The sequence below is a fragment of the Dongia mobilis genome, from assembly GCF_004363235.1.
GTDB lineage: Bacteria > Pseudomonadota > Alphaproteobacteria > Dongiales > Dongiaceae > Dongia > Dongia mobilis.
This window is the reverse complement of the sequence record NZ_SNYW01000009.1, coordinates 13,249-36,302: the sequence shown is the minus strand read 5'-3', so window position 1 is coordinate 36,302 and position 23,054 is coordinate 13,249. Positions and strand designations below refer to the sequence as shown.

Below are 23,054 nucleotides of genomic sequence, written 5' to 3'. Positions count from 1 at the left end.
GCTTCAGTCGCGGTAGCTGGCTGCCACGCGGCAGTAATGTTCCGACGAATAGGCGAAGTACGCCATTTCCTTGTCGCTGAGCGGACGCATCAGCTTGGCCGGCGATCCGGCCCAGAGTTCCCCCTTGCGGATGCGCTTGCCCGGCGTAACCAATGCACCCGCGGCCACCATCGCGCCGCCTTCGACGATAACACCGTCCATGACGCAGGCCTTCATGCCGATGAATGCGCCATCCTCAACGGTGCAGGCATGCAGCAGTGCCATATGGCCGATGGTAACGTCGGCGCCGATCATGGCCCTGGTCCCGGCCGCCCCTTCCCGCTCGTGATTGACGTGGATCACAGTCCCGTCCTGCACGTTGGTTCTGGGACCGATACGGATCGAATTTGAATCGCCCCTGAGCACGCAGCCGAACCACACCGATGCCTCGGCACCGATCTCGACATCGCCGATGATGACCGCAGTGGGTGCGACGAACGCATCCGCCGCGATCCTGGGATGGATACCCTTGTACGGCATGACGAGCGCGGCCATGACTTTCTCCCTCAGAGACCCAGCATCAGCCTGATGTTCTGCACGGCAGCACCCGAAGCCCCCTTGCCGAGATTGTCGAGGCGCGCCACCAGTACGGCGTGGCGTGCTACTTCATTGGCATAGACCCGGAGTTCCAGCCGGTCGGTGTCGTTGAGCGCCTCCGGCTCCAGCTTACCGTCAGCCTCGGGAGCGACAACAGACACGAGGTCGCTGCCGGCATAGTGTTCGACCAGGGCCGCGCTAAGGTCGGCCGCTCGCGGCCGCCCCGGCAATGTGTCGAGATGCAGTGGGATCGAAACCAGCATGCCCTGGCGGAAATGCCCGACGGAGGGGACGAAGATGGGGCGCCGCTTCAGCCCGGCATATTTCATCAGTTCCGGCACATGCTTGTGCGCAAGCCCAAGGGCGTAGAGTTCAAAAGCCGGCCCGCCATCCCGCTCATGCGCCTCGATCATCGCCTTGCCGCCACCCGAATAGCCACTTACCGCATTGACGGTGACGGGGTGATCCGGCGGCAGCAGGCCGGCATCGGTCAGCGGACGCAGCAAGGCGATTGCGCCGGTCGGATAGCAACCAGGATTGGCCACCTGCCGCGCCTTGGCTACGGCTTCGGCGTGTCCCGGTACCATTTCCGGAAAGCCATAGACCCAGTTTGGCGCCACGCGATGCGCCGTGCTGGCATCCAGGATCCTGGGCGCGCGATCACCGAGATCGCAGGCCAGCTTGACGGATTCCTTGGCCGCATCGTCCGGCAGGCAGAGAACCACCAGGTCGACTTCCGCCATCAGGTCACGCCGCGCGGCCGGATCCTTGCGGCGATCCCCGCTCAGGCTCTTCAGGACCACCCCTGGCACACTCACCAGGCGCTCGCGAATGCCAAGGCCCGTGGTCCCAGCTTCGCCATCGATGAAGATTGTCGCCATCTCAGTTCTTTCCCGGTTCCGCTGGATATTGCCCAAAGAAAAAGGGGTGCGCCAGAGCGCACCCCTTTGCCAGTACCTTTTGGCCAGTACGCTTAGCGCTTCGAGAACTGGAAGCTGCGGCGCGCCTTGGCGCGGCCGTACTTCTTGCGCTCGACGGTGCGGCTGTCGCGGGTCAGGAAACCCTCGGCCTTCAACGCACCGCGCAGGTCAGGCTCGAAATAGGTCAGCGCCTTGCTGATGCCGTGGCGCACGGCACCGGCCTGGCCGGAAAGACCGCCACCGGCAACAGTCACGTTGACGTCGAACTGGCCGGCACGGTTCACGATCCCGAACGGCTGGTTGATCATCATGCGCAGCACGGGGCGGGCGAAATAGACGGTCGAGTCACGGCCGTTGACCGTGATCTTGCCGCTGCCCGGCTTGATCCAGACGCGGGCAATGGCGTCCTTGCGCTTGCCGGTCGCATAGGCGCGGCCCTGCGCATCGACCTTGCGCTCGTGCTTCGGCGCGGCCACTTCGGCAGCGGCCACGCCACGCGTCGCGGCACCGAGATCCTTCAGATCCGAAATCTTCTGCGGTTCTTGCGCCATGATTACGCAGTCCTCTTGTTCTTCGGGTTCATCGCCGCAACGTCGAGCGTCACCGGCTGCTGCCCTTCATGTGGATGGTTGGTGCCGGCATAGACGCGCAGGTTCTTCATCTGCTGGCGGCCGAGCGGGCCGCGCGGAACCATGCGCTCGACAGCCTTGATGATGAGGCGCTCGGGATGCTTGCCGCCCAGGATCTTGCCCCAGCTGCGCTCCTTGATGCCGCCCGGATGGCCGGTGTGATAGTAGAAAACCTTGTCTTCCAGCTTGTTGCCGGTGACGCGCACCTTGTCGGCATTGATGACGATGATGTTGTCGCCACAATCGACATGCGGGGTATAGGTCGGTTTATGCTTGCCGCGCAGATGGTTGGCGATTACCGACGCCAGACGGCCCAGGACGACGCCATCGGCATCGATCAGGACCCACTTCTTCACCACCTCGGCCGGCTTGGCGGAATAGGTCTTCATGACTCATCACTCAAGCGAAATTGCCGTCGAAGGGACCACCCCTTCGCTCTCAGGCCGGGGTCATACAAACAGTCGCACGCCGTGTCAATCAGCAAGTTTCTCAGGTCGGCTTCTAAGGCAATAAAATCAATAAGTTAAAATTACGGTATCATGATACCTCTACATATCTCTATGTTGTTCTGGACAATTTCAATTCCGCCGCCAATTATGCCGCAAATCAATTACTTACGGTGGGGAATGGCGCCGAAAGTCGACTATGCCACGCTCTCGAACGCGGTGCTGGCTCAGCATTTCATGCCGAGGATAGCGGTTCCGGACCACGAAAACTGGCTCGCAGAGGATCTCGCCCGGTCAGCCCCCCTGCGCCAGCTACCCGGCGTCGGGCGCGATCTGCGCTACGGACCGGGCCAGCGCCAGGTCCTGGACGTTTTCCCGGCCGCCACACCGGGGGCGCCGATCCTGATCTGGTTCCATGGCGGCTACTGGCGGGCGCTGTCCAAGGATTACTATGCCTTCCTCGCACCGGCGTTCCAGTCGGCCGGGGCCGCGGTGGTGCTCGTCAACTACGACCTCTGCCCGCTCGTCACCCTGGCTGACCTCCTCGCCCAGACCCGCTCAGCCCTGCATTGGGTGCGCACCCATGCCTCGGAAATGTCGGGCAGCGGCGACCGCCTGATCCTTGCCGGCAATTCCGCCGGCGCACATATCAGTGCCATGGCCTTGCAATACGCCGCTTCGGCCGATCCGGCACCGCTGGCGGCCATCCGCGCGGCCGCATTAATTACCGGCATCTACGACCTCGCTCCCGTGCCGCGGATCCCGGTGCAGGAGGAATTGCGCCTGACAGAGGCGGATATAGGGAATTTGTCGCCCATGCACCTGCCCATCCACACTCACGTGCCTGCCCTGGTCGCGGTCGGCGCTGAAGAGCCGGAATTGTGGATCGAACAGTCGGCACGCTATCACGCAAAGATTCGCGAGGCCGGCATGCCCGCGGAGTATATGTGCATTGCCGACCGCCATCACTTTTCAATCACCCGCGATCTTGCCGATTCCACCGCTCCGCTCACCCGCGCCATGGTCAGGCTGCTCGAGACATGATCGACAAACCCAAGGGCAGCAGCCCAATCTATGATCGCATCGGCATCGGGTATGACCGGACACGTCGCGCCGACCCCAATCTTGCTGCCGAGATCGCCCGCCTTCTGCATGTGCAGCATCCGGATCCCGTCCTTGATATCGGTTGCGGCACCGGCAACTACACCATCGCCGTCGCAAACCGAAATGTGCGCGCGATCGGCCTCGACCAGTCGACCCTGATGCTGCGGCGCGCCCGTGCCAAGGAACCGCGCATCAACTGGGTCGCCGGGCAAGCGGAGGCCCTGCCCTTTGCCGACGCTGCCTTTGCCGGCGCCTTCTGCACCATGACGCTGCATCACCTCACGGATTTCGATGCCGTGTTCGCCGAGATCGCGCGGGTATTGCGGCCCGGCGGCCGCTTCGTGGCCTTCACGGCCTTTCCCGAGCAGGCTCAGCAGTTCTGGCTCAACGCCTACTTTCCGGAGTTGATGCGCCGGGCCGCCGCGCGCATGCCGGGCGAGGCACAGATCGCGGCCGCCTTCGCCAGGAGCGGCCTTCGCCTCGCAGAAATCGTGCCCTTCGACGTACCGAAGGACCCGGTCGACTTTGTCCTCTATTGCGGGCGACACCGGCCGGAGGTTTACTTCGACGCCCGCGTGCGCGGCAACATTTTCGCCTTCACGGCGCTCGACCTGGCGCAGGAAGTCGGCATGGGTCTTGCCAAGCTGGACGAGGACCTGACCAGCGGGCGCTTTGCCGAAGTGGCGGCCGGCTTCGACAGCAGCCATGGCGATTACGTATTGGTGATTGGCGAGAAGGGCCGTTAGCCGGCGAATGCGCTGCCAAGGGGCATCAGGCGCACGCCCCTCCGCAGATTGCGATAGGGCAGAGCCGCATTGTCGACTGGGTTGTCCCCCGCTGCCGCGACCACCAGTATCTCCGAAGCCAGGTCCTGAAAGTCTGCGCGGAAGTGCACCGAACTTTTCAGCGCAAGGATTTTCTGCGCACTTGGTTCGACCCCCAGGTGGCGCAACATCGCCTGGTCGGCCGCCTGCTGCTTGCGGCTGGTCACCACGATCTGGACGCCCCCGATGCCGAGCAGCGCCATCGGCCCCAATTGCATGTGATTGCCGCGATAGAACGGCCCGGTCGCCTTGAAGCTGCCGTCGCCGAGGGCAAGGACGCGGAAGCGGCCGGTCAGCTTTTCAAGGTCAGGCGAACCGCACCAGGCGCCGATGGCGCGCTCGAAACTGTTGTCGAGCCCGACTTCATGGGCGATGCGCGCCGTTTCCGGATCAAAAAGATTGGCAAAGACCGCCTTTTCCGCATCGAGGCGCAGCAATGCTTCCAGCAGGTCAACCGAATCCGAATTGCCGCCGGCACCCGGGTTGTCTTGGGTATCCGCCAGAATGACCGGCCGCCCCGTTTCACCCGTCGCCATGGCATAGGCGACGGCCTCGTCCTTCGACCAGATGCGTCCGGCAAAGTCGCGCTCGGCATCGTTGAGCGCACCGATCAGCGCATCCGCTGCGTGGTCGGCAGAGCGCTGGTTCTCGGCATAGGTTACCATCACCGGTCCGCATTCATGGATGTCCGCCGGAGGAAACCCGAAGGCGAAGGAGGCGCTTGCAACGCCATCACGTCCCTCGCTGGCGGCGACCGCCTGGTAAAGCGCCCGCGCGGGATCGATGAGCGTGCATTGCCACGGCAATGGCACCAGGAAATCGGCGCGCCGCATGGCCTTTGCCAGCGGGCCATGGCGCAGCAGCCGATCCGTCAACTCCGCGGAACGCGCACCGGTCTCGGCTAGGTCGACATGCGGATAGGTACGGCATACGACCAGGGCGGAAGCATGGCGGACCATGCGTTCCGTCAGATTGGCGTGCAGGTCGAGGCTGACGACGATCGGCATGGCGTCACCCACAATGCGGCGCAACCGCTCCAGCAACTCGCCCTCGCCATCCTCCTGGTGCTCGGTCACCATGGCACCATGCAAATCGAGGTAAATGGCATCCAGGCGCTCAAGGCGCCCGACCCGTTCCAGCAACTCGCCGGCGACGCGTTCGAAGGCATCCTCGGTTACATGGGCCGATGGCGAGGCGGAACACCACAAGAGCGGCAGCAGTTCGTGCCCCATTGCCTTCGCCTGGTCGATGAAACCCGGCAGGGGCAGATTGATGCCGGCGAAAACATCGAACAGGGCATCGCCCCGCGTCAACCCCGGCCAGCCATCTGCCATCTCGAAATCGGCAAAGCCGGCCTTGACCGGAGCAAAGGTGTTTGTTTCATGTTGAAAGCCGCCGATCGCAATGCGCGCCATGATTGTCTTTGCCCTGTACCGAAGCCGACGATGCTTAGAAAGCACCATGAATTGGGAACATAATCAACTCTTGGCGCGACTCCGGGAATATGGAATTCTCGCGCCGCCATAGGGGATTGAGGGGGACGGTCTTGGCCCAGGCGCCGATCTTCATGATCGAGGATGTCGATACTGCCACGCAGCATGCGGCGACGGCCATTGCCGAAATGGCCATGCGCGACATCTCCCCGACACCGGGCAATTTCTGCGTCTGGTACCATTATCTAGCCGGCACGACCCCGCCGCTGCGCCAGGACCTGGACGCCCTGTTGGCCCAGGGCAACACCGTCTCCGGCAGCCAGATGCAGGCACTGTTCGACAAATACTTCCGCGAGAACGGTGGTGCCGAGACCCTGCAATCCACCGGCGACGAGTTGCAGGCAACATTGCTCGACGTGATCAAGCAGGTTTCCCAGGCCGGAATCGATGCCGGTGCCTTCGGCGCCACCCTCAACCGCGCCAGCGGATCGCTGGTTGACGGGCGTATCGATCCTGGCGCCATGAAATCCCTGGTCGCCGATCTGATTGCCGCCACCAGGCTGATGAGCCAGAAGAACCAGTCGCTGGAAGCGCAGCTGAAGGCGAGTTCGGCGCGCATGGCGGTCATGCAGACGCGGCTCGAGACAGCCCGGCGCGAGGCGATGACCGACGCACTGACCGGAATCGGCAACCGCAAGAGTTTCGACATTGCCCTGCAGTTCCGTGCCCATCAGGCGTCGGAGCACAAGGGCGAACTGGCACTGATGCTGCTCGATATCGACCACTTCAAGAAATTCAACGACGAGTTCGGCCACCGCGTCGGCGACCAGGTCCTCAAGATTGTCGGTGCCAAACTCAAGGCCAGCGTGGTCGGCACCGATGCGGCGGCGCGCTATGGCGGCGAGGAATTCGCCCTGCTGATGCCACAGACGCGGATGGCGGACGCGCTCGACCGCGCTGACCGGTTGCGCCAGAGCCTCGGCAGCCACTACCTGAAGAACCGATCGACCGGACAGAGCTATGGCACCGTCACCGTTTCGATCGGTGTCGCGCGCTATCGGCATGGCGAAGCGCTGGAGGAATTCGTCAATCGGGCGGACGAAGCCCTCTACCGGGCAAAAAGTCAGGGCCGCAATCGCGTCGTGGCGGCACCGGATCCGTCACGCTAGGACGATAAAGCGGTTCGATATCTCGTTGCGCCGTTCCCCATCGGCGGGAAACTGCTCGGCCAGCCGATCGCCGATGGCGGCGATGGCCACCGCAAACCCCTCCTCCAGTCGACCCGACCTGACATCGGCGGCAAAGGCATCGACGATGCGCTGCCACGCGGCGGTGCCAACCCGACTGTGGATCGCGACATCGGCGATGATCTCGACATGATGCTCAGCCAGGCTGACAAAGAAGAGAACCGCATTGCGCTCCGGCGTGCCGGCAAGTCCAAGATCTAGGAAGGATGCGCGGGCGAGGCGGGCGGCGGCTTCGGCCTTGAGCGGACGCAGTGTCAGCCGGTCGCCCAGCGGGGTGAGTTCGAGCAGCGCCAGGGTCAATGGAAAGACCACCAGCTCGGCCAAGAGGACGTCACCCCCATCGGCCCAGGGCAGCAGGTACCAGGCGAGGATTCCGGCCAGCAAGGCCAACAGGGCCGACAAGGCGAGGCCAGTTCCCCGGTACTCGCTGGCGCGCGGCGCCAGGACCGCCACCAGTTCGGCCCGCGACCTCGCCTCGACTGCGCCGATGGCCGTTTCGATCCGGCTCATCGCCTCTCCTGAAAGCATCTTTCCTACCACCTTCCACTAGCCCCGCCGCCCCCAAAGGATCCGCCGCCGCCGGAGAAACCACCGCCCGACCGGAACGAGCTACCCGATCGCCCGCCGCTGCCGGCGCGCCAATACCATTCATAGGCGTTCTTCTTCCTGTTCCACCGCCGGCGTACGGAAATGCCGATGAGCGCAAGCAGCCAGATACCCATAGCAATGAATGGCACGAATTCTTCGATGATCGACCCGATCCGGTCCTGGCCGTCTGGCACCTCGGCTGCCGGGCGATAGGTTCCACCCAGCACGCCAGTGATGGCGTCGACACCCGCCAGAATCCCCGCTTCCATGTCGCCCGCCTTGAAATGCGGTACGATATCGCCCCGGATGATCTGGTCCGCCAGCGCGTCGGTCAGTTCTCCTTCAAGGCCATAGCCAACCTCGATACGCAACTCGCGCTCGTTTGGTGCGATCAGAAAGACGACGCCGTTGTCCTTCTCGGCCTGACCGATGCCCCAGCCGCGCCCCAGCATCAGCCCCCAATCTTCGATCGGCCGCCCCATCAGGTCGGGCAGCGTCACGACCACAATCTGGTTCGTGGTCGCCTTTTCATGCGCCTCCAATTTCGCAGCAATCGTGGCTTCGGCTGCGGACGACAGAATGTCGGCGCGATCGACGACGCGCCCGGTCAAGGCTGGCAGGCTGGCATCCTGTGCCACAGCGATTTGTCCGGAGCAAAGGAACGCCAGCAGCACAAGCAGCCACAGGATGAACCGAAAATGCCAGAGATTATTGACTACCATCGCCCGGTCGCCCCACCGCCCCCAAAGGAACCGCCGCGTCCACCAAAGGAGGCGCTTCTGCCGCCAAGCGAGCGTGACGATGACCTGAACCGCTCCGGCGGATCACTCCGCTCCGACCTTTTTTCCTCGGTTCCGACCTGACTCTCATCGAAATTGCGGGTGATGAGGTAGAAGATCCAGCCGAACAACCCAACAAAGCCAAAGAGGCCGAGCACGACCAGAAGTACCGTCAGCTTGCCGCCTTGCTTTGTGGCAGCGGACGGTGCTGGTGCCTCGATGCCTGCGAGGCTGCGCTGCAATGCATTGAGCGCAGCCTTGATACCGTCTCCATAATGCGCCTCGCGAAAGGCCAACAGCATATGGGACCGGATGATCCGATGCGCCGTCGCGTCCGGAATGCGCCCCTCCAGGCCATAGCCCACCTCGATCCTGACGGCGCGGTCCCGGGGCGCCACGACGATGACGATGCCGTCGTCCTTGCCGGCCCGACCGATTTTCCAGTTGCGGCCAAGCGCCAGCCCCCATTCCTCGATCTCGTAGCCTGCCAGGGTCGCGAGCGTCACCACCACGATCTGCGTCCCGTTGTTGCGCTCGATCACGGCGAGTTGTTGTGAGATGTCGCGTTCCTCGGTCTCGCTGAGGATGGCCGCGAGATCAACCACCCGGCCGGTCAACGGGGGCACCGCCGGCTCCGCTGTGGCGCTGCGCAGCGGTGCGATCAGAATCAACCCCAACAAAAGCAAGGCGCGTGGCAGGATCCCCATGTCTAGCAACCACCCTCGCCGCCACCGCAGGCATCGAAACCACCCACACCAGTGTCGGGGCCCGCCGCCATGCCCGATTTGACGAGTGGCATGCCACGGCGGCTGATGCCCTCCGGCAGGTCATTGATGGGAACATCGGCCATCGGGTTGCGCCGATGGCGCCACTTCCCTTGCCACGCCAGGAAGGCAAACGATCCGGAAATCGGCGCGCCGATGGCGCCGCGGCAGAGTAGCCACGTCATGAGTTATTGCTCGACTGAATTGCCGGCACCAAAATCCACCATCGGAACTTCCATCTTCGCCGGTTCGACCTCCAGCTGCTGCATCAACGCACGATCCTGATAGAGCAGGTTCTTCCACAGCACGCCGGGGAAGGTCTTCAGTTCCGTGTTATAGCTGCGCACCGCCTCGATGAAGTCGCGCCGCGCCACCGCAATGCGGTTTTCGGTCCCCTCAAGCTGGGCCTGGAGCGTCTGGAAACCCTCGGTCGCCTTCAGGTTCGGATACTGCTCAACCACCACCAGCAGGCGGGAAAGCGCCGACGTCAATGCCCCCTGATTGGCGTCGAATGAACGCATCGCCTCGGGATTGGTCAGAATGTCCGCCGGCACCTGCATGCTGCCGACACGCGAGCGGGCCTCGACCACCGATTCCAGCGTCGATTTTTCGAATTCGGCAGCCCCTTTCACCACGGCAACCAGATTGGGCACAAGTTCGGCACGGCGCTGGTATTGGTTCAGGACCTGTGCCCAGGCGGCGCCGGCGTTTTCTTCCTTGGTCGGAATGGCATTGATACCGGTCGCCGCCCAGACCAGGACGGCAATCACCAGGCCCAGGATGACGAAGCCAACGATGCGCATGCGCGCTCCCTCCTGTCAGGATTTCCAGTGCGGCGGGATGGTGCGGGCATAATAGGGCAAGGCCTCGATCCGATCCATCCAGGCGCGGATTCCGGCCGGCATGTCCGCCCTGGCAATGCCGAGCCCCGGCGCCCGCTCGTCGGCGCGCTGCGCCAGGCGGATATAGGGGAAGGCAGCGAAGTCGGCGAGGCTCAGGCTTTCATGCAGGAACTCTCCCTTCAGATAGTCCTCGAAGCGCCGCAATTCGTCACCCATGCGCTGGCAGGCGGCGCGTGACTTTTCCGGGTCACGCTCGGCCGGCGACAGATAAACCGCCTGTTCGATCAACTCGCCACTGGCCGGAGACAGATAGTTGTCGGCCTCGGCGACCAGGCGCCGCACCGTCGCCCGGCCATGAATGTCCGTCGGCAACAGGGGATTTTGCGGATAGCGCTCCTCCAGATATTCGAGAATGGCCGCCGATTCCCAAATCGCAAAACCATCATCCAGGATCGCCGGGACGCGGCCGCGCGGATTCACCGCCAGGAATTGCGGCGTCTTGGTATCGTCATTGTCGAAGCTCAACCGCTTCGCTTCGTGCGGGATGCCCTTGTGCTCCAGCGCCAGCCAGACTTTCCACGCATAGGGCGAGCCGGATCCATAATAGAATGTCAGCGACATGATACCTTCCTGTTGCTAGATGTCCGCGAATACATGCGTTTCTGCCTTGCCGCCGGGATGCGTCACGGCGCCCTTCTCGGCCGTGCCGACAGTCTGGGCATATTTCCACAAGGCGCCCGATTGATAGTTCGTCCGGCGCGGCTGCCACGCCTTGCGCCGCTCGGCCAGTTCCGCCTCCGACAAGGCGACAGAGATTTCGCCGGTTGATGCATCGATGGTGATACGGTCGCCATCCCTCAGCAGGCCGATGGGGCCACCAACCGCTGCTTCCGGGCCGACATGGCCTATGCAGAACCCGCGCGTGGCGCCAGAGAAGCGACCGTCGGTGATGAGCGCGACCTTGTCGCCCATGCCCTGGCCATAGATCGCGGCCGTCGTTGCCAGCATTTCGCGCATGCCCGGGCCGCCTTTCGGTCCCTCATAGCGGATGACGATCACCTCGCCTTCCCGATAGTCGCGCCGCTCGACCGCCTTGAAGGCATCCTCCTCGCAATCGAAGCAGCGGGCCGTGCCGGTGAATTTGAGGTTCTTCATACCGGCGATTTTCACGATTGCCCCTTCCGGCGCCAGATTGCCGCGCAGGCCGACGACACCACCCGTCGTCGAAAGCGGATTGGAAACAGGGCGGATGACATCCTGGTCTTCCGGCAGGCGGTAGCCCGCCAGATTTTCGGCCAGGGTTTTGCCAGTCACGGTCAAGCAGTCGCCATGCAGATAGCCACCATCCAGCAGAGCCTTGAGAAGGACCGGCACGCCGCCGATTTCGTACATGTCGCGGGCGACATAGCGACCGCCGGGCTTGAGATCGGCGATATAAGGCGTCTCGCGGAAGATGCGGCAGACATCGTGCAAGTCGAAATCGATGCCGCATTCATGGGCGATGGCCGGGAGATGCAGGCCGGCATTGGTCGAACCACCCGATGCCGCCACCACCCGCGCGGCGTTTTCCAGCGATTTCCGCGTCACGATGTCCCGCGGGCGGATATTGCCGGCAATCAACTCCATCACCTGCTGGCCGGATGCTTCGGCATAGGCATCGCGGCTTTCATAGGGGGCCGGGGCGCCAGCCGATCCCGGCAGCGCGAGGCCGATCGCCTCGGAGACGCAGGCCATGGTGTTGGCGGTGAACTGGCCGCCGCAGGAGCCCGCCGAGGGACAGGCGACACATTCCAGTTCGTGCAGTTCCTCGTCGGACATGTTGCCCGCGGAATGCCTGCCGACGGCCTCGAACACGTCCTGCACGGTCACGTCCTTGCCCTTGTGTCGTCCCGGCAGGATCGAGCCGCCATACATGAAGACCGAGGGCACGTTGAGGCGCACCATCGCCATCATCAGGCCGGGAAGTGACTTGTCGCAGCCGGCCAGACCGACGATGGCGTCATAACAATGGCCGCGCATGGTCAACTCCACCGAATCCGCGATCACCTCGCGGCTGACCAACGAGGATTTCATCCCGGCATGGCCCATGGCGATGCCGTCGGTGACCGTGATGGTCGTAAACTCGCGCGGCGTTCCGCCGGCCGCTTTGACACCCTTTTTGACTGCCTGGGCCTGGCGCTGAAGCGAGATGTTGCAGGGGGCAGCCTCGTTCCAGGTGGTGGCGACGGCGACGAAGGGCTGGGCGATCTCCTTCTCGGTCATGCCCATGGCATAATAATAGGAACGATGGGGCGCCGATTGCGGACCGATGGAGACATGGCGGCTGGGCAGTTTGGACTTGTCGAAGCGTTCGGCAGTCATGGCGGACTTCCCTCAAATGTCTGGTCTGGGGCATCAGGCGCAGCAGGATAGCGGGCGAGGCACCCCTTGCGCCATTACCCCGGCGCAAGATTCATACGCGATGCTGCATTGCGGCATTGTACTGGCCTAGCGCGCGGCCCAATTGACGCCGCCTTGATCCTGACGCGACAGCGGCTGCAATGGAATCTGCACCAGATAGAACTGCCAGACCGGCGACATGTCGGTAATGATGAAGCGGAATTCGGCACTTTCTCCGGGATCGATGGCAGCACCGCTGAAGCCGAGCGAGTCCTCCGGCTCATCGGTCCGCTGGATCCGGGGATAGGTACTCCAGGCAAAGGTCTCCGCGAGGGTCGAATTCTGGCCGAAGCTCAGTCCGTCGCCATAGTTGGATCGGCGGGTCGTCACCTCGCGCAGTTCCATCTGGTAGTTGCGCCAGACATTGTCGCTGCGATTATGGACGATCTTGCGCATGGCAAAGCCGGCAAGGTGCAGCGAGCCGACGCGATTGCCGAAATGGCGCCCGAATCCGCGAATCGTCAAAATGACATGGCGCTGCGGTTCGGTAATCTCCTCCACCACCGTAAGCGGATCATCGACCGTCCCGGTACCGGAGACGGAGAGAAGGCGAAACCCGCCCAGCTCGTCGGAGAACTCGATGCCGAGATGGGTGATCGGCTCGGCTTGCGCGGGCGCGGCCATGGCCAACGAGGCGGCGGCGAGGATCAGCAGGCTGGCGACGACAGGGCTGGCACGCATCCCGCCATTATGCCGCCGCGGCCCTGCCGGGCAAGCCGGTGACTACTGAAGGGGGATAGTGGTCCCATAAAACCCTATCGCCACGGCCGGCCCCGACCCGGGCGTCAGCCTCAATCCGACGCAACTTGCCCGCCCATACCTGATCCCGCTGGTCGTGCCTCGGAATGACGAAGGAGTCTCGGCTATAGGCCCGCCAGGCGCTCCAGGGCCAGATTGAGCTTCTGCCGCATCTGCTCGATCTCGGCCAGCCGCTGGCGCTGTTCCTCCACCACTGCCGGATCGGCCTTGGCCACGAACTGGGCATTGGCCAGCTTTTTGGCGATTTTCTCACCCTCGGCCGACGCCTTGTCGAGATCCTTCGTAAGGCGCGCCCGCTCCTTCTCCACGTCAATGAGACCGGCCAGGGGCAGCAGGACCGTCGCCTCGTCGATGACGATCTGGGCCGCCCCCTTTGGGCCGTCGCCCGCCAGCACATCGATCTTTTCGATGCGGCCAAGGCGACGGATGAGATCGTCATAGGCCCTGAGGCGAGCCAGCGTCCTTGCGCCCGCATCCCGGATGAGGACCGGGATCTGCGGCCCTGGCGGCACATTCATCTCGGCCCGCAGGGTGCGAATCTCCGACACCAGCCGGATAACCCAGTCGAGATCGGCGCCTGCCTCGGCATCGACGTTCAGCGTTCCGAAATCCGGCCAGGGCTCGGTGATCAACAAGGATGTATTGGCAGCGCCGAGCTGCGGCCACAATTCCTCGGTGATATAGGGCATGAAGGGATGCAGCAGATGCAGCAACTGGCCCAGCACCCAGGCCGTGCAGGCCCGGGTTTCCGCCTTCAGATCCTCGTCCTCGCCCTGGATGATCGGCTTGGTGAACTCGACATACCAGTCGCAGAACTCGTTCCAGATGCAGCGATAGAGCGCGGCCGCCGCATCGTTGTAGCGATACTGCGCCATCGCCTGGTCGACATTCTGCGCGCAGGCGGCAAGCCTGCCGATCATCCAGCGATTGACCGGCGCCTTTACCCTGGCGGGGTCGAAGGCCGGGTCGGCGCGGCATTCGTTCATCAGGCAGAAGCGCGTCGCATTCCACAGCTTGGTCGCAAAATTGCGATAACCCTCGACGCGGTTCTCCGACATTTTTATGTCGCGGCCCTGAGCCGCCAAGGCGGTCAGAGTGAAGCGCAGGGCATCGCAGCCATATTTGTCGATGAGGTCGAGCGGGTCGATGACATTGCCCTTCGACTTCGACATCTTCTGGCCGTGCTCGTCGCGCACGAGCGCATGGATGTAGACCGTGCGGAACGGTACATCGCCCATGAAATGCATGCCCATCATCATCATCCGGGCGACCCAGAAGAAGATGATGTCAAATCCGGTGACGAGAACGTCACCAGGATAGTAGCGGGCGAGTTCCGGGGTCTGCTCGGGCCAGCCGAGGGTCGAAAACGGCCACAATGCCGAGGAGAACCAGGTATCCAGCACGTCGGGATCGCGGTTGAGCTCGACCGCCTTGCCATAGTGCTTGTCGGCGACCTCCTTGGCTTCGGCCTCATCGGCAGCGACGAAGACCTCGCCGTCCGGACCGTACCAGGCCGGTATCTGATGGCCCCACCACAGCTGGCGCGAGATGCACCAGGGCTGGATGTTGCGCATCCAGTCGAAATAGGTGTTCTCCCACTGCTTCGGCACGAAGACGGTGCGCCCTTCCTCCACCGCCTTGATCGCCGGCTGGGCGAGGGTATGCGCATCGCAATACCACTGGTCGGTCAGCCAGGGCTCGATGACGACGCCTGAACGGTCGCCGTAGGGCAGCATCAGCGTGTGGTCATCAATCTTCTCGACCAGGCCCAATGCCTCGAGATCGGCCACGACCCGCTTGCGTGCCTCGTAGCGATCCAGGCCGCGATAGGCTTCCGGCACGTTCTCGTTGAGCCGCGCATCCTTGTCGAAGATGTTGATCATCTCGAGGCTGTGACGGCGCCCAACCTCGAAATCGTTGAAGTCGTGCGCCGGCGTGATCTTCACCGCGCCCGATCCTGTTTCCGGGTCGGCATGGTCGTCAGCCACGACCGGAATGCGCCGGCCGACCAGCGGCAGGACGAGATGCTTGCCGATGAGATCCTGATAGCGCGCGTCCTCGGCATTCACGGCAACGGCGGTGTCACCCAGCATCGTCTCGGGGCGAGTCGTCGCCACCGTGAGATAGCGCCCCTCCTGCCCCTCGACCGGATACTTGAAATGCCACAGATGGCCCTTGTGTTCCTTCTGCACGACTTCGAGGTCGGAGATTGCCGTGTGCAGCTTCGGGTCCCAATTGACCAGACGCTTGTCACGATAGATCAGGCCCTGGCGGTAAAGCTCGACGAACACCTTGCGGACGGCGTTGTTGAGCCCCTCATCCATAGTGAAGCGCTCGCGCGGCCAATCCGGCGAGGCGCCAAGGCGGCGCAGCTGGCGCGTGATGGTGCCGCCGGATTCAGCCTTCCACTCCCACACCTTTTCCAGGAATCTTTCGCGGCCAAGGTCCGTGCGCTTGAAGCCCTTTTCGCCCAGCTGCCGCTCGACAACCATCTGGGTGGCGATGCCGGCATGATCGGTGCCCGGCTGCCACAGGGCATCGCGGCCCTTCATGCGCTGATAGCGGATGAGGATATCCTGAAGCGTAAAGGTAAGCGCGTGGCCCATATGCAGGCTGCCCGTCACATTGGGCGGCGGCATCATGATGGTATAGGGCGCCTTGTTCGAGGTGGGATGGGCGGCAAAGGCGCCGGCCTTCTCCCAGGCGTCGTAATGCTTTTTCTCAACCTCGGCGGGTTGAAACGTCTTTTCCAGCATCGCTGGCCAACCTTCATGTCAGGAAAATGCGAGGATTGCCGGGAGTTATACCGATCCCGGGGGGCTAGTCAAACGGGCGGATTCCTGCCGAATTCAGCTCAATTCGGCCTTGCGCGACAGGCGTTCGACCTCGCGGCGCACCAGGCGCTCGACGATCTCCTGCAGATGCTGGTCCAGCCAGTCCTTCAGCATCGGCTCGACGGCCTGGCGCACCAGGGTTTCGACCAGAAGACCGTCCAGCGTCTGGTTTCGCGGCATCGCCGTCGAGGCCTTGCGCGCCACCAGTTGCGCCATGGTGGCGGCGCTGGCAGCAGCAACATCCGGCGACACCAGCGGCGCTTCCTCGGCATTTTCCGCGGCCGCAGCGGCCGGCTCGGCAGGTTGCGGCGTCACGGCAAATCCGCCCGGCGATGCAGGCGCCGGTTCTGCCGGCGGCATGCTCGCCTCTTCGTCCAGTTCGATTTCGTCCGATCCCAGGTCGGCCGGGGCTTCTGCCGCCTGGAAAGGCTCCGCCTCGATCTCCGCCGCTGGGGCCGGTTCAGGGGCGAGTTCGGGCGCGGCTTCAAGTTCCGGTTCCGGCTCCTGAGCAGGTTCCGGAGCGGCAACCGGTGCCGGCGCCTCCTCCTTCAGTTCGACGACATTGCTGTCGCCGACTACCATATCGGTCAGAACCAGCGCATCGTCGTCATCTTCTTCGGCATGTCCATTGGCGGCGCCATTGGCCGCTGGGGCGGCGGCCTCCGTGTCCTGCGGCTCCTCGCCTTCGGAAATGATTCGTCGGATGGAGGCTAGAATTTCCTCCATCGACGGTTCCTGATTGCCCTTGGCGTCCGCCATTCACCAATCCCTGACCGGGGTAAAGCCCGGGGCATCCCCCCGGTAAAGCATCGTGTCGATCAAGCGCCGCTGCGCCCTGGCCACAACATGCCCGTATCGAGCCCGAAGCAAACAGCATGCCGTGCCGAGTCGCCCTCAGCCATGTCGGTTATCCTAACGTCTTTATTGGCATTTCTCAAGAAATGGCAAAATGCGGCATGACCCGCACCAGATGTTGGGGGCCGTGCTGCGTCCAAATTGACGTGTTGAATCCCGCGCAGCCGGCCTGCCCAGCTAATCTACCGAGGGTCCTGTGCCGATGAACTTGTCCCGGACGCCCTCGTAATGCTCTGCGGGATCATAGAGTCCCACATCGAGCCCGAGCTCCTTGGCTGTGAGGCGTCCCACGGCGCCCAGAACGGCGTATCGGGCGGCAACCGCTGTCGTCTGCGCCTCCACCAGGCTCACCTTGGCATTGAGCGCTTCCAGCTCGGCATCGAGAACATCCAGCACGGTACGGGCGCCGACAAGCTGCTCCTGCTTGACGCCGTCCAGCGCCACTTCGGTCGCGCGCACCTGCTCCTCGAAGGAGAGGATCTGCGCCTCGGCCGTTTCCAGGGCCTGCCAGGCGTCGACGGCGGTCTGCTCGCTGGCTCGGCTTGCCTCCTCGATCTGGCGGCGCGACTGCTGATAGAGCTGCTTGGCCCGACGCACGCGCGCATCAGGTGCGCCCGCCTGGTAGAGCGGGACCCGCAGCACGCCCATGATCTGACCCGAATCCTGCCCGGTGTCGCTGGCGTTCTGTTCCTCGTTGCGGAACCACGAACCTTCAATCGAGACCGTCGGCAGCAATTCGGAGAAGGCGACGTCGATGTCATCCTTTACCGCTTCGGACAGATATTTGGCGGCCATCACCTGAGGCGCCCCGGCAGAACCTGCGACCGTCTCCTCCTTGCTGCTGGGCAGGACGAGCTGCTGCGTCGGCATGCGGAGGTCGACCGGTTCCTGGCCGATCACCTGACGATAGACGGCGATCGAAGCCGTCAGATTGCCCTCGGCGGCGATACGCCCGGCGATGGCGCCCTGCAGGCGGGATTCCGCCTGGGCCACGTCGGTGCGCGTGACCTCGCCCGCCTCGAAGCGATCATTTGTTGCCTGCAACTGGGTCGCGATCACCTGCTCGTTGTTGCGATTGAGCTCGAGCACGGCCTGGTCGCGCACCACCTGCATATAGGCCCGCACAGCCTGGAAGAGGACCTGCTGTTCGGTGTCTTCGAGACTGGCGCGGCCGGACAGCACGCGCTTCTCCGCAGCCGACGTGCTGTACACCGTTTCGAACCCGTTAAAGATCGGCTGCGAAACGGTCACGCCGAAGCGCCGCGGTTCGAAATCATCATCCATCAGCATGGGCGTGTTCTGGTCGACCCATGTCTTGCCGGCTTCGGCCTGCCCGATGATCGTGGGGCGCCAGCCGCTGAGGGCCTCCGGCACGCCTTCGTCGGTGGCGCGCAGCGATGCCCGCGCCGCGTCGAGCGTCGGGTTTCCGGAATAGGCCTGGGCCAGCGCCTCGGTCAGCTCGACTGCCTGCGCCGACGCGGCCGCAGAGCCAGTCAGGAGCAGGGCAAGTACGCCGGTGAGGAAATTACCAGAAAACCGCCGCTTCATGATTGCCACCCGTCCAATCGTGTTCATCACTGACTACGTCCAATTCAATATCGTTGCATGGTTGGCTCGACGCGCAATGCCCAGGCATCGATCCCGCCGGCCAGGTTGACGGCGTTGCCGAAGCCCTGCTGGCGCAGCCAGAGCGTCGCCTGGAGGCTGCGCATGCCGTGGTGACAGACCACCACCAGCGGCGTCTCGCCGGCGCATTCGGTCAACTCGTCGCAGCGGTCAGCCAGTTCGGCCAGAGGAATGTTCCGGCTCGACCCGATGCTGCAGATCGCGGTCTCCCAAGGCTCGCGCACATCAAGCACCTCTACCGCGACGCCCGCTTCCATCATGGCGCGGAGCGACATTGCGTCGATCTGCAGCCCGTCCGCCCCCAACATCACGCCACCGTCAGAAGGTAAAGCCACGCGGCAGCGAAAAGCCCGGCAACAGATGCACGTTGGCGTCAAACAGAACGCGGCGCGCAACGGTCCTGCCGGTTCGCGTCATCAGCACGGCCCGGCCGACGCCGCCTTCGATCGCCACGGTCGCCAGGCGCCCCTGATCAGCCAATTGTTCCGTCAGGGTATCCGGCACGGCCTCGACGGCGCCCTCGACGAGGATCGCGTGATAGGGCGACCGGGCGGCATGGCCGGCCACAAGGCTGCCGACCACAAATTCCACCGAGCCCGGGAAATCCAGCCCCGCCAGCGCGGCGCGGCCGTTCTCCGCCAGGCTGCCGTCGCTTTCCAGGGCGATGACCTGCGCGCCCAGCCTTGCCAGTACCGCCGCCGCATAGCCGGTATTGGCGCCAACCAGCAGAACCTTCGCCGCCCCGACCGGCTGGAGTGCCTGGATGAGGCGCGCCACCACCATCGGTTCCATCATGAATCGGCCATTGCCGAGCGGCAGGTCGTCATCGACATAGGCCCGCGCCCGCTGCGCCGCCGGAGCGAAACGCTCGCGCGGCAGGGCCGCCAGCGCGGCCAGCAGGGCCTCGTCCGTCACCTTGTTGGTGCGGATCTGGCCATCCACCATAAAGCGCCGCGCGGCCGCGAAATCCCCGGTTGCTGCGGTCATCATCTGTCCCGTCCCCATTCTGCCTGTCGAGCTGGCACTGCATTGAAATGCTTGGCACTTCCAGCCCGGCCGGCCCGTTGAATCTTGTTGCGATATATAACCTTAATGCCGCATCGCCACAAGAAATGCGTTGGTGACAAGCGGGATCGGGCAGCGCCGGCGCACCCTTGACCCTGCACCCTCACCGCTCTATACGTCCCCTCGCCTTTTGGCGCTCAGCCAGCGATTGCAGGATTCGTTCCCTGCCCTTCCTTGTGCGCGGCGGCCCCGGGGCCCGGTGGCAGAGTGGCCATGCAGAGGACTGCAAATCCTCGTACGTCGGTTCGATTCCGGCCCGGGCCTCCACTTTCCAGCCCAGACGATCTACCCATGGCAAACGGACGACGCTGCCGGCAAGGGCTTGGCGGCGCACTTGCCCGTGGCGCAAAGAAAAACCCCGCGGCCAGGGCCGCGGGGCAATTCCTTCCGGCAGATACCGACGCTTATTCGGCGTAGGTAACCTCATCCGGCGTCGCCTCGACTGGCATCACCGCGCCGACATACTGGACCATCTCACCCTGCGCCGCGAGGATGCGGTAGTTGGTGAAGATCTCCTGCGAGCGGGCGGTGATCAGATCGTCCTGCGAGTTGAACAGGTCGTTGGCCGCATCGAGCAGATCGAGCAGGCCGCGCTGGCCGATATCGAACTGCTGCTGATAGACGTCCTTAGTCTGCTGGTTGGCGTCGACCTGCTTGGTCAGGTTTTCGACGCTCTCCTGCTGGGTCTGGCGGTCAGCCCAGGAGGTACGCACATCCTCCTCGACTTCGCGCTCACGCTGACGAAGCTGTTCCAGCTGCTCGTTGATGTGCTCCTTGAACTCCTTCGAGCGGGCGATGTCGGCGCCGCCGCGATAGAGGTTGTAGCGGACGAAGACCTGGGCCGAGGCGTTGTAGGTCTGCTCTTCGACGCCGTTGTTCCAGCGGTTGGCGTTGCCGGTGACCTCGAGGTTGACCTGCGGCCAGAAGACCGAATCTTCCTTGTCGAGTTCCGACTGCGCGACGTCGATGTCGTGCTTCTCGAGGCGGATCTTCGGGTTCATCTGCAGGCCGCGCGCGACGGACTGCTCGACATCGGCCGGGATCGGCATGTCGGGGCCGGCCATGACCGGCTGCAGTTCGGACGCCGGCTGGCCGACGATGCGGACGAATTCGGCCTGCGAGTTGCGCAGATCGCCCTGGATCTGGATCAGGCTGGAACGCGCCGTCGCGAGACGGGCTTCGGCCTGGCGCACATCAGCAATGTTGCCGCCACCAAGTTCGGCGCGGGACTGCACGAGACCGAGGATTTCCTCATGCGCACGCACATTGGCTTCGGCATTGGTGACGCGCTCCTGGTGGCGCAGCACGTCGAGATAGACGCGCACCGCCTCGAGCGATTCAACCTGGGCCTCGTCCTGAATGCGCTCGGCCTGCGACTTGATTCGGCTGATCTGACGCTCGACTTCGCTATCGGTGAAGCCGCCGTCGAAAATGCGCTGCTGCAGGCTGACCTGCGCGTCACGACGCACCAGCCAGCGGCCGTTGTCATGCGGCCCCTGGTCCAGCACCGGGTCGGGACGATCCACGCTGCCATTTTCGGAGAATTCCGGGCCGATGTTGAACTGCGCATCGATCTGCGGCAGGTAGAGGCCGCGCGCCTGACGCAGTTCATGATCGATCGAGCGGCGGTTCTTGACCTGCTCGCCCACGACCGGGTTCGTGGTCACCACAAGCTGCACGGCTTCCTGCAGCGACATGGCCTGGGCACCGGTTGAGCCCACGCCCACCGTCAGACCGACAGCGGCGCTCAGCAGAAGCGCCTTCGAAACGCGCTTGCGAGTTACTTCAATCATGCGTCTACCCCCAAGAGAGATTTGTCCCCGTCCACCAATTCGTCCCGATTCGTGCACGGGATACTCAGCGCCTTCGCGCCGTTAAGCATATTTTAATGCAATTCCACGAAATCCTTCTACCCGATTTAGCCTGTTGATGCAGCAACTTTTTCTAGTCCGGTTGATGACGGATTTCGGAAGGTTTCTGCCCAACTAGCGCTCCGTCAGGGCCTGTTCCTTGGCCTTGAGGATCGGCTTCAGCAGGTATTCTAGGACTGTTTTCTTTCCTGTCAGGATGTCGACCGACGCGGTCATGCCGGGAATAATGGGCAGATTCTCGCCCTCCTTCCCCACCAGAAAGCTCTTGTCGGTCCTTATCCTCACCCGGAAATACAACTCTTTCTTTTCATTTTCAATCGCGTCGGCGCTGATGTCCTCGACCACGCCGTCGAGGCCGCCATAGATCGAGAAATCATAGGCCGTGATCTTCACCTTGGCGGGCTGGCCGGGCGCGATGAAACCGCGATCCTGTGGCCGGATTTGCGCCTCGATCAGGAGGTTGTCCTCGATAGGAACAATTTCCATGATGTCCTGGGCGGGCTGGATGACGCCGCCGATAGTGCGGATCTTGATGTCCTTGACAGTGCCCTTGACCGGCGATTTGACCTCGGTACGCCGCACCTTGGCGCCGGCGTCCTTCATCGATTCGCGCACGGTGGCGAGGTCGGACTGGTGCTTGGCCAGTTCCTGCGCCGACTGGGCGCGATAGGTGGCGACGGCTTCGTCCTTCTTCGACTTGGCGGCTTCCAACGCCGCCACCGCCCCCGGCCGCTCGGCCTGGGCGTTCTCGATATCGGCCTGGAACTGCTGCACCTGCTGCTGCGCCTCCAGCACCTCGTTCTCGCCGGCGCCGCCCGCCGCACGCAGCTTGATCAGGTTCTCGAGCCGCTTCTGCGCCGTGCCGATCAGGCTGCGCGCCGATTTGATCTTGGTGTCGATCGCCCGCACCTGCTGCTCGCGCTGGTTCACCTCGTCGTTGAGGGTCGCCTGCTGCGAGCGCAACTGGGCGAAGCGGACAGTGAACTGCGCCTTCTCCGCCTCGATCTTTTCCGGCGCCTTCTCGACCACGTCCTCCGGAAAGGGGATTTCCTCCGGCGCCTGCACGCCGGCAATCTCGGCCTTGAGACGCGCCACCGCAGCAGCGGCGATGTAATAGCGCTGCGTCAGCTCGGCGAGGCTCGCCACCGCAGTGTCGTTGCGGATGATGAGGATCGGCTGGCCCTTCTCGACCAGTTCGCCGTCGCGCACCTTCATGTCCTCGAGGATGCCGCCGTCGAGACTCTGGATCACCTGGGTCTGGCTGCTGGGCACCACCTTGGCCTCGCCGCGGGTGATGACATCGAGGATCGCCCAATGCGACCAGAAGAGAAAGGCCGCCGCGACGATGAAGATGGCCGCCAGCAGGAAATGACCGAACATCTTGGTCCCTTCCCGCTCGGCAGCGGCGGGATCGACCCAGAGGTCCTTGTTGGTGATCGACATGGTCCTTGAC

The 23,054-nt window shown here is 63.6% G+C and carries 23 protein-coding genes and 1 tRNA gene; 4 read left to right on the top strand and 20 right to left on the bottom strand.

Annotation, left to right across the window (positions count from 1 at the left end; genetic code table 11):
• Positions 1-3: 3 nt before the first annotated feature.
• From A8950_RS11855 to rplM, 4 genes are all read right to left on the bottom strand, one after another.
• Positions 4-534 (bottom strand): gamma carbonic anhydrase family protein, encoded by a 531-nt coding sequence (locus tag A8950_RS11855; protein WP_133613895.1) that lies wholly within the window; start codon positions 532-534, stop codon positions 4-6.
• Positions 535-545: 11 nt separating this feature from the next.
• Entirely contained in the window at positions 546-1,457 is a 912-nt protein-coding gene (gene argC / locus A8950_RS11850; protein ID WP_133613894.1) for an N-acetyl-gamma-glutamyl-phosphate reductase, read from the bottom strand.
• A 92-nt stretch (positions 1,458-1,549) separates the two neighbouring features.
• Positions 1,550-2,047, bottom strand: coding sequence for a 30S ribosomal protein S9 (gene rpsI / locus A8950_RS11845; protein ID WP_133613893.1), 498 nt, complete (start codon positions 2,045-2,047; stop codon positions 1,550-1,552).
• A 2-nt stretch (positions 2,048-2,049) separates the two neighbouring features.
• Positions 2,050-2,514 carry a 50S ribosomal protein L13 gene (gene rplM, locus A8950_RS11840; protein ID WP_133613892.1) on the bottom strand — a complete coding sequence of 155 codons (465 nt, stop codon included), beginning with the start codon at positions 2,512-2,514 and terminating at the stop codon, positions 2,050-2,052.
• A 237-nt stretch (positions 2,515-2,751) separates the two neighbouring features.
• On the opposite strand from rplM, the gene A8950_RS11835 reads away from it, so the two are divergent.
• A complete protein-coding gene (locus A8950_RS11835) occupies positions 2,752-3,615 on the top strand; it encodes an alpha/beta hydrolase (RefSeq protein ID WP_166645135.1) in 864 nt (287 codons plus the stop codon).
• Positions 3,612-4,421, top strand: coding sequence for a class I SAM-dependent methyltransferase (locus A8950_RS11830; protein ID WP_133613890.1), 810 nt, complete (start codon positions 3,612-3,614; stop codon positions 4,419-4,421). Before A8950_RS11835 ends, A8950_RS11830 begins: the two co-directional genes overlap by 4 nt.
• Here A8950_RS11830 and A8950_RS11825 read toward each other — a convergent pair.
• Positions 4,418-5,914 carry a M81 family metallopeptidase gene (locus A8950_RS11825; RefSeq protein ID WP_133613889.1) on the bottom strand — a complete coding sequence of 499 codons (1,497 nt, stop codon included), beginning with the start codon at positions 5,912-5,914 and terminating at the stop codon, positions 4,418-4,420. The two genes, A8950_RS11830 and A8950_RS11825, sit on opposite strands and share 4 nt — an antisense overlap.
• A gap of 131 nt (positions 5,915-6,045) precedes the next feature.
• Between A8950_RS11825 and A8950_RS11820 the strand changes: the two genes are divergently transcribed.
• The gene (locus tag A8950_RS11820) at positions 6,046-7,101 is read left to right on the top strand and encodes a GGDEF domain-containing protein (protein ID WP_166645134.1); all 1,056 of its coding nucleotides are present in this window, start codon (positions 6,046-6,048) and stop codon (positions 7,099-7,101) included.
• Here A8950_RS11820 and A8950_RS11815 read toward each other — a convergent pair.
• From A8950_RS11815 to A8950_RS11755, 13 genes are all read right to left on the bottom strand, one after another.
• A complete protein-coding gene (locus tag A8950_RS11815; RefSeq protein ID WP_166645133.1) occupies positions 7,093-7,689 on the bottom strand; it encodes a TPM domain-containing protein in 597 nt (198 codons plus the stop codon). The genes A8950_RS11820 and A8950_RS11815 overlap by 9 nt on opposite strands.
• A 23-nt stretch (positions 7,690-7,712) precedes the next feature.
• Entirely contained in the window at positions 7,713-8,441 is a 729-nt protein-coding gene (locus tag A8950_RS11810; protein ID WP_208109846.1) for a TPM domain-containing protein, read from the bottom strand.
• A 41-nt stretch (positions 8,442-8,482) separates the two neighbouring features.
• On the bottom strand, positions 8,483-9,253 hold the full coding sequence (locus A8950_RS11805; RefSeq protein WP_133613885.1) for a TPM domain-containing protein: 771 nt from the start codon (positions 9,251-9,253) through the stop codon (positions 8,483-8,485).
• A gap of 2 nt (positions 9,254-9,255) precedes the next feature.
• The gene (locus tag A8950_RS11800; RefSeq protein WP_133613884.1) at positions 9,256-9,495 is read right to left on the bottom strand and encodes a hypothetical protein; all 240 of its coding nucleotides are present in this window, start codon (positions 9,493-9,495) and stop codon (positions 9,256-9,258) included.
• A gap of 3 nt (positions 9,496-9,498) precedes the next feature.
• Positions 9,499-10,113 (bottom strand): LemA family protein, encoded by a 615-nt coding sequence (locus A8950_RS11795; RefSeq protein WP_133613883.1) that lies wholly within the window; start codon positions 10,111-10,113, stop codon positions 9,499-9,501.
• A gap of 15 nt (positions 10,114-10,128) precedes the next feature.
• On the bottom strand, positions 10,129-10,773 hold the full coding sequence (locus A8950_RS11790) for a glutathione S-transferase family protein (RefSeq protein WP_133613882.1): 645 nt from the start codon (positions 10,771-10,773) through the stop codon (positions 10,129-10,131).
• A 15-nt stretch (positions 10,774-10,788) separates the two neighbouring features.
• Positions 10,789-12,513 (bottom strand): dihydroxy-acid dehydratase, encoded by a 1,725-nt coding sequence (gene ilvD / locus A8950_RS11785; protein WP_133613881.1) that lies wholly within the window; start codon positions 12,511-12,513, stop codon positions 10,789-10,791.
• Positions 12,514-12,639: 126 nt separating this feature from the next.
• A complete protein-coding gene (locus A8950_RS11780; protein WP_133613880.1) occupies positions 12,640-13,272 on the bottom strand; it encodes a hypothetical protein in 633 nt (210 codons plus the stop codon).
• A gap of 182 nt (positions 13,273-13,454) precedes the next feature.
• Complete coding sequence (locus tag A8950_RS11775; protein WP_133613879.1) at positions 13,455-16,106, bottom strand: valine--tRNA ligase; 2,652 nt, start codon at positions 16,104-16,106, stop codon at positions 13,455-13,457.
• A gap of 93 nt (positions 16,107-16,199) precedes the next feature.
• On the bottom strand, positions 16,200-16,943 hold the full coding sequence (locus A8950_RS11770; protein ID WP_133613878.1) for a DUF2497 domain-containing protein: 744 nt from the start codon (positions 16,941-16,943) through the stop codon (positions 16,200-16,202).
• A 273-nt stretch (positions 16,944-17,216) separates the two neighbouring features.
• Positions 17,217-18,587, bottom strand: a complete 1,371-nt coding sequence (locus A8950_RS11765; RefSeq protein WP_166645132.1) for a TolC family outer membrane protein — start codon at positions 18,585-18,587, stop codon at positions 17,217-17,219.
• Positions 18,588-18,631: 44 nt separating this feature from the next.
• Complete coding sequence (locus A8950_RS11760; protein WP_208109845.1) at positions 18,632-18,973, bottom strand: rhodanese-like domain-containing protein; 342 nt, start codon at positions 18,971-18,973, stop codon at positions 18,632-18,634.
• Positions 18,974-18,983: 10 nt separating this feature from the next.
• Complete coding sequence (locus tag A8950_RS11755; RefSeq protein ID WP_243735619.1) at positions 18,984-19,655, bottom strand: protein-L-isoaspartate O-methyltransferase family protein; 672 nt, start codon at positions 19,653-19,655, stop codon at positions 18,984-18,986.
• Positions 19,656-19,923: 268 nt separating this feature from the next.
• Here A8950_RS11755 and A8950_RS11750 point away from each other — a divergent pair.
• Positions 19,924-19,997, top strand: a tRNA-Cys gene (locus A8950_RS11750).
• 137 nt (positions 19,998-20,134) lie between these two features.
• Here A8950_RS11750 and A8950_RS11745 read toward each other — a convergent pair.
• Together A8950_RS11745 and A8950_RS11740 are read right to left on the bottom strand one after the other, a co-directional pair.
• Positions 20,135-21,523, bottom strand: coding sequence for a TolC family outer membrane protein (locus tag A8950_RS11745; RefSeq protein ID WP_133613876.1), 1,389 nt, complete (start codon positions 21,521-21,523; stop codon positions 20,135-20,137).
• 192 nt (positions 21,524-21,715) lie between these two features.
• A complete protein-coding gene (locus A8950_RS11740; RefSeq protein ID WP_133613875.1) occupies positions 21,716-23,044 on the bottom strand; it encodes an HlyD family type I secretion periplasmic adaptor subunit in 1,329 nt (442 codons plus the stop codon).
• Between the last annotated feature and the right edge of the window lie 10 nt (positions 23,045-23,054).